Below are 7,587 nucleotides of genomic sequence, written 5' to 3' on the forward strand. Positions count from 1 at the left end.
GGGCCCTGGATGGGTAGTCGAGTTGGGGTGTGAACGTTCCATACGCCTCTCCGCGTGCTGCGGAAGGGCCTTTGACTCATGAGGCGACAGGGCGGCGGCGCCGTCCTACCGGAACCGTGGGTGCCAACCGAGCGGCGACACCTGGAGCGCGTCCATGTGCACTTGGCCCCGACCCACGGGAAACGTTCTCTTCACCACGTTGTAGTGCACTCCCTCGGTGGGGAGGTCGGGTCGCGTCAGGGCTGACACCAAGGTGTCGAGATCAGGCGGCGTTCCCAGGGCCTGTACGTAGCGGAGAGAGGTGGCGTGCATGTCCGGCGCCGGGAGAGGGCGAAGACCGAGTTGTTGGGGTGTGCCGACACACCAGGTCCAGTCGATCGCGTCGAACGGTGGCCAGCCGGCCGGCAGCTCGGCCGTGGCCGTGCCCGCCCGCAGCTCTCCCCTCACGCGGTCCAGCTGCTGGGCTGCGGAGGTGACCCAGTTCTCGACCTTCATGACCTCATGCAGGGAGAGTGCTTCGATCGGCCACTTGATCTCGAGGCACAGACCGAGACGCCTGCCCGGGTCCACGACGACCACGTCCAGATCGCCAGCAGACCTGCCGTCGGTCCTGACGACCGAGACCCGTTCCGCGACCGAGGTGCCGGGCGTCGTGCGCAGCCAGGCAGCCCACGCTGCTGCGCGCTCGCCCTGTTCCCTGCCTATGCGACCGAATCCCCGGGAGGCATGGGCGGCCGAGCGAAGCATGATCGGGTCCACGGCCCTCGGAGTCACGAGGGGCGGGCAGACGATGAGGACATCGCCGTGTCGGATCAGCGGGCAGGTCCTGCACGAGCGCCCGGTCCGGTAAGTGAGTCTTTCCACCACCAGAGCCTGGTGTGCCTCCGAGACGTCCGGGCACATCTCCGCGAGGACGGCCATCAGCCGGGTGTCCGTCAGGTGGAAGAGCGTCGTCTCCAGCCGGGAGCGCCTGTGCGCTGTCTGCTCGCAAAGGGAGGCGAGCCCCGTGATCACGGCCAGGACGCTGATCATGTCGCCGGCGGTCATCCCCTCACCCAGGGGAAAGGAATCAGGCACCTGTCCTTCGGGCACCGACTGCCGGTATGCCTCGATCGTCGTGGAGGCGCGCTGGACGGCAGCGCGCAGGACCTCGGGTGGCGGGCTGGTCCGGGAGTCGACAGGCCGAGTGGAGATCCATCGGCGCTCCGTCTCGGACAGCTCCGGTAGCCGTGTGGGACGTGCGTCGCGTTCGAGGAACATGTCGGCTACCTCGGCCGATGCGTTCCAGCGGTGGCGCATCCGGAAGTTACCCCTGGTCATCCGTACCTGATAGGCCCCGCTCCGCACGCCGGTCTCCACCAGGTCCAGCCGTCGGGCCGCCGCCGCGGCAAGGACGATCTCGGCTGCGTCCTTCTCCGAGCACGTGCCCGTGCCGACGGGGTAGTCGTGGTGCCAGACGACGAGCTGGGCGAGGACGCTTTCCCACGGCAGGTCCGTCATCATTCCTGCGCTGATCTCCATCGCGCGGAGTTTCGTCGCCGTCCGTAGAAGGTCGTAGATCCGCTCCGGTCCGGAGTTCCAGCCACGCAGTGAGCGGACCTGGTCACGAGCGCTGGCGATGGTGTCCAGCAGGTCGAGTTCGGGTTTCACGCAGGCTCCACTTGTGGGCGATCGGTGTTCGACGGGCCCTGCGACGTCTGGCGGGGCCGGTGGTGGGGAGGGCAGAGCGCGGACCCTCCCCACCGGGCATTCAGAGGGTGGGGTCCCAGTACCCGACGTTCGAGCCGTCGGGGGAACCGAACAGGTGCCAGCGGGAGAGGTTCCGGTTCCAGGACTGACAGGCCGTCTCGGGGAGCTGGAGGCAACCGTGGTCCGCACCCTCGTTCGTGATCATGCAGTTGGGGTCGTACAGACAGGAGTCGTTGTCGACGGCCCGGCTCACGACCGCGTCGAGGTTCTGCTCGAGTACAGTCCGCATGGCTCCGAGGCTGAACTCGCTTCCGCCGTTGGGGTAGATGGCGAAGGCCAGGTCGTACGGGAACAGGTACTCGGAGAGGCTTGTCTCGCTGTAGCCACTGTCGACTGCCAGCGCCCGCAGGAGCTGATGCGACAGGGAGTGGAGCAGACCGAACAGCTCGTGGACGGGCAGGTCGGGATGCCCCGGTGCCGGGCGGGTCTCGTGGGAGAGGGCCTTGCCGTCGCTCGGACCGAGCTGGTGCACCAGCCACTGGGCGACGCCGCCGGCGTCGTCGAGGGTGCGTCGACTCACGAGCTCGTTGCGGACCAACCACCGGCTCACCCGTTCCCTGTCCACCGGGAAGAGCAGCGCCTCCGCCTGCGTGGGGTGCGCGTAGAGCAGGGTCTTCTCAGGGGTGCCCCGTGAGGCGCGCCCCCGGTAGGGCACGAGATCCGCCTCCTCGGGGCTGAAACCCGTCCGGCTGTAGCCGATCGCGAGGTAGGTGATCGGGAGATCGCTCACCAGACAGGTGTCCCGGCCGAGGCCGGCAGCCGCAAGGACCTCGGGGTAGCGCTCGTACAGTGCGTGGCGTTCGGCGTTGCGTGCCTCCCGCTGTAGGCGGGGGACGCCCAGGCGCTCCAGGTTGAGGACCCGACGGTAGGTGTGCAGCTCGGCTGCGAGCCCGCGGGCGTCGTCGCTTTCGGTGTCGAGTGCGAGAGCCTTGCCCACCCGCTCCCTCAGATGGTCCACTTCGACGGGCATGAAGCGCGCCCGCAGCGCACGCGCCTGGTCGTGCAGACCGGCCTCCTCCATCACACGGATGCTCTCGACGACCTCGTCGGGGACGTCCACCGTGTGCCCGTCCGTAAGTCGCCGGAACTCCTCCTCGGTGATCTCACCGAGCCACCAGCCGAGCACGGCGGCTGTGTAGAGGGGGTTTGTCTGACGGGTGGCCTCTTCGGTCGTCGTCACGTTCACGAGCGTCAGGCCCTGGCCGACATGCGCTGCTCCCGCCGTGTGGAGCAGGGGATGCATGAACTTGTCCGGGTAGCTGCACGAGGAGTTGCTGCAGCTCCACTGCACACCCAGCGGGAAGCCGCATGTCATGCACTCCCACCGGAAGTCACGGAACCGACTCGCACGGTCGTCCAGCCTGAACCGGGTGTGTCCCCTCGGGCACTTGCTCGGCGGGTACATGGGCGACATCTCGCCGCACCTGTGTGCGAACACGAACTGGAGCTGCCGGTTGCCGACGGTGTTGCCGCACGCGGGGCAGGCCGGCGGCCAGTCGTCCGTGCCCGGCCGGGGGTCACTGGCCGACCAGACGTGTCCGCACCTGCCGCTGGCACAGCGCACCACCCGAGGCCAGATACGGCAGAAGACCTTGCCGGGGACCACGACCTCGTAGTGGCGATCGGCGAGCCGGTCCTCGTCTCCGGGGAACTCGGGTGCCCGGTCGGAGCCGGCGGCGAACGCGCGGCCAGCGGCCCGCCACCTGCGTACGAACCGCATGGCCTCCTGGACCAGGTGCTCGCGGTCGAGCGAGGGGCCGTCGAACTCCTCGTCCCGTCCGAACTGCACCACCTGGGCGGTGTAGCCGCCGCGGTGGTCGAAGGTCTGACCGGGGCGGTACCGGTAGAGGACCTGGCCCCGGTCGCGGGCCATGTCGTCGTTCCTCGGGTTGAACGCCATCACGACCTCCTGCCGTCGGACACGATGTGGAACGGAATGCCCTCGGAGACATCCCGGAGACTCGTCATGGGCCGGTATTCGAGGCCCAGGTAGTCGCCTGTGGCGCGGTATCCGCGGTTGTTGCCACCGGAGAGGCCGGCAGAGGCCCCGGCGGAGCGGAGACTGGCCAGTGCATGCTCCACCATGTCCTCGAGGTCACTGTGGAGTTCCTGGCCCTCCGGGCGATCCGACTGGAAGACCGTGTGCAGTGCCTCGAGCAGTTCGGTGAGCTGTACGCCCTCGAGCCCTCCGATCGAAGGATCACGGAGCGCGGCCTGCATCTTCGAGAGGTCGTGCAGGTGCCCTGGCGCGTTACCCGCCCGCCACCAGTCCCGGTTGGCGATCTGGAGGAGATGGCCCATCAGTATCCCGGGAAGGGTCCTGCGCACGGCGAACCGGCTCCAGCGGTTGATGGCCACCGGCTCGACCATCCGGTCCAGGTACTCGTGGAACTTGCCGTGGTACCGGTAGTGAGACCGGTCCCGCTCCCTCACCGGGTTGAAGAGCATGAACACGAGGCCGTGGTACGCACGGCCGACCCGCGACGACGCCTGGATGTACTCGGCCATGGACCTGGGCATCCCGTTGAACAGCATGAGGTTCAACCGGTCCACGTCGACCCCGTGGCTGACCATGCTCGTCGCGACGACCATGCCAGTGCTGCCGTTGGTGCTCCCCAGGTCGTCCAGGACACCACGCACCTCGTCCAGCCGTGTCTCGCCTTTCAGCTCGGCTACGCGGAGATCCCTGAACCCCTCCCTGCGAAGAGCCTCGTTGACCTGCGTGTCCAGCGAGCGCCGGATGCGACCGAAGTCCACAAGCGTCGTCGCATACGTGAGACTCGTGCGGTACAGATCGACGACTGCGCGGAGCTCCTCCTCCGGCCAGGCTTCGAGAGCCGGGGGGAGATCACGACGCTGGTCGAGCTTCCACAGAGCACGGTGCGCTGACGTCAGGATTCTGATCAGTGTCATCTCCGCCGTACCCCGTGTCGGCATGACCCCGACGAAGCGACGCAGTGGAAGACCCCGGTCGAGGCGCCAGTAGAAACTCTCGTCGAGGTTGGGGCCGGGAAGAGGCACCACCACCGACCGCAGGCCGAAGAGGTGTTCGCTCTGGCGGTCCTCGCCACGGATGGTCGCGGTGGTCGCGACCACCTTCATCCGGACCCCCCGTCCGTCGGGGCGCTGCCGGGCTGTCAGCGTTCGCTGGACCTCCGCCAGGAGCCCCTCGTAGTGCCCCGAGAACGCACCGAGTTCCTCGTTGACCATGTGGAGTTCGTCGATGATCTCCAACGACGGCGAGGGGTCGTAGAGGGGAGCCCCCAAGGGCTTGGGAGGTGACTTCGTATGGCCTGGGGCGTGACGCTCGTGGCACTTGCCGCCCCGACCGAATCCGTGGGGAGTGCACCAGCAGTCGACGTCCCCGAAGAGCGCGCCGAACCGGTCCGACAGTCCGATGTTCGCGAGCTTGTCCAGAGTGCCGACCACGACGGTGGGAAGGTAGCGGTAGATCTCCGTGTCCACCACGACGATCGGGAGGACCTTGCCGCACCGTTCGTTGCCGCAGACGTGTTCCAACCTGAGGCGCTGCGGGTCGGGTGGCGGGATGTGCACCGAGCGCTCACCGCAGTACGGGCAGTCGTGCACCAGCCGGAACGCGTGCCGCTCCGCCTCGCTCGACCGAAGGCGGTCGAGCGTGCGGTCGGCGGTCAGGGAATTCGGCGTGTTGCCGCCGCCGGCGTAGAACCCGATGAAGAACGGCCACCCGGGGTCACCGCCGATCTCCCTGAGCCTGTCGGCGTTCCGGTCCCGGACGATGTCCGCGGCAGCGACGACGTCGAGTTGCCGCTGTGTCTGCTGCAGGGTGAGCAACCTGAGGGGGAAACGGCACCAGGCCGAGACCCCGACCGCCTTGCCCCTGGCACGGTCGTAGAACATGCACACCAGCACCAGCCCGAGGTACGCCTCGGTCTTGCCGCCGCCGGTCGGGTACCAGACGACGGTTGCCGCCTCGGTCGGATCCACGCCCTGGTCGTCACCCCAGAGCCCCGGGGAGAAGAGGTGCTGCGGGTGCTCCCGCCAGGCCAGGGCGCCGAGCTGGCTGACGATGGCCACGAGCTGGAACAGCCGCCATCCCCGACTCGGCCGCTTCCGACGCTGGTTGAGCTCCGTCATGGACTCGTTCGCGAGCTGGAACGCCACCAGCAGGCGCTTGTCCCGTCGCAACCACGCGATGCCGTCGCGGAACCGCGAGACCTCAAGCGCGGCGGCCCGTCGGTCGGCCTCCTTCCGATCGGCCAGTCCGGGCCTGTCCTGGAGGTCCGATGTGCTCCAGGCCGGCGAGTCCAGGTACGCCTCCATCTCGTCGGCGAGGTCGTCGAGAACCGGAAGCGGGTCGGCCGCGAGCGCCGCGTATCCCCATCGCTCGTCGCTCCGGGCCACGGCGCGGTGGGTGTCGTGCTGTGGGACAGGCACACTGCGCACAGCCACGAGTCGCCTGTCATGCCACCGCGGCTCGACACCGCAGTTGTTCGCGTACGCCCCGAGCTCCCCGGAGTAGCGATAGGCGTCGGCACCGAGGTCCATCGTGATCGGCAGTAGACGTTCGCCCTCGACTTCCAGGCCCGCGCGGAACAGGGCGTTGTCCCTGGCCTCGTCACGACGCGTACGGCCGGCGTTGCTACCCCGGCCTTGGACGGTCACGACGGGGTCTTTGGCGAGGTTCTGGAGTGTCGCCGTCACACGGAGCCGGCCGGAGGCGACCGGCCTCGACGTGACGACGACGTGTGCGGCGGGGGACGGCACCACGGGGTCCCCGCCCACCTCCCGGGCCAGCCACTGTTCGAAGGCCCCGTCGTCCGTCATCGCAGCAGGGGGGACCAGTCGCTCTCGGCGGTCGCTCCCGACGCGACGGTCGATCCGCGGGTCGCGGAGAGCCAGCTCGACGGCCTCTGCGAAGGCGTGCCGGAACTCGGCTTCCAGGGTCTGCCGCAGACCGGCCTCGTGCCCCAGGACGATCTCCACCGGCCCGACCGTCACACCAAGTCGCTTGAACAAAGGAGCCAGCCGGTACGGCTCCTCGCGTTCGCCGGCCCACTCCAGCTGCTGGAACCGGGTCGGCAGCGCCGAGTAGTAGAACGAGGCCTTGGCCTTGACCGTGACGGAGCTCGCATTCTCGGCTTCGAACTCGAACCCGAGGCTGTCCGGAGTGGTCCGTCCGTACCGTGGAGCGGCACCGCCCGGCTCGACGGTGTGGGGGCCGAGGCTTTCCATGAAGTAGCGGGCACTGGGAGGTTCGCCCAGGCATACGTCGCCTTGGGCCTCTCCGGTTGCGTCGCTGACCACCGCGCTCACGAGGTGCACGACGAGCGCTGTCTGCTGGGCGACGCTCGGCTCGAAGGGGGAAGTGGTCACGGCGTCCCCGCATGAGACCGGGCGCGTGCCGCTGACAAGGGGATGGGGCTGCAAGAGGGCCTGATGAGGCAGGTGCCGTCGCTTGCAGACTCGCGACGGGGGAGCCGAAGCGGCTCCGAATTGCGTGCCGGGGATGACGAGCATGCCGAACCGGCCCGCAGGACAGGGGTGTCCACGGGAACTCCAGGGTCCGTGAGTCAGAAGCCGCCATGGCACGACGCCATAGCCGGACATCTTCTGCTTCTTCGAACCCCAGCAGCATCAGGTGCGGCTGGACGAAGTCACAAGTGAGTAGGCTAAGTTGACAGAATCTGTCTTGATCCAGCTCATCCGCTAGCTGGTTACGTCTCAGATCGATCGCTCCTCCATTCGAGGGAGGGGGCGGCGTGCTAGGCCCTGTTTTGAAAGTCGGCTCCGTTCCTCGTCCCGCATCGTGATGATCTTGATGTGGGACGAGGGGATCTTTCTGACGAGCAGTGGTCG

The 7,587-nt window shown here is 68.1% G+C and carries 3 protein-coding genes; all 3 read right to left on the bottom strand.

What is annotated here, in order from left to right; all coding sequences use genetic code 11:
* Window positions 1-105 precede the first annotated feature (105 nt).
* The gene (locus ACIPW5_RS34945; RefSeq protein ID WP_401253921.1) at window positions 106-1,650 is read right to left on the bottom strand and encodes a hypothetical protein; all 1,545 of its coding nucleotides are present in this window, start codon (window positions 1,648-1,650) and stop codon (window positions 106-108) included.
* A gap of 100 nt (window positions 1,651-1,750) precedes the next feature.
* Window positions 1,751-3,649 (bottom strand): hypothetical protein, encoded by a 1,899-nt coding sequence (locus ACIPW5_RS34950; RefSeq protein ID WP_401253924.1) that lies wholly within the window; start codon window positions 3,647-3,649, stop codon window positions 1,751-1,753.
* Window positions 3,649-7,104, bottom strand: a complete 3,456-nt coding sequence (locus ACIPW5_RS34955; protein ID WP_401253926.1) for a helicase-related protein — start codon at window positions 7,102-7,104, stop codon at window positions 3,649-3,651. Before ACIPW5_RS34955 ends, ACIPW5_RS34950 begins: the two co-directional genes overlap by 1 nt.
* Between the last annotated feature and the right edge of the window lie 483 nt (window positions 7,105-7,587).

It is taken from the genome of Streptomyces sp. NPDC090077 (assembly GCF_044747545.1).
Taxonomy (GTDB): Bacteria; Actinomycetota; Actinomycetes; order Streptomycetales; family Streptomycetaceae; genus Streptomyces.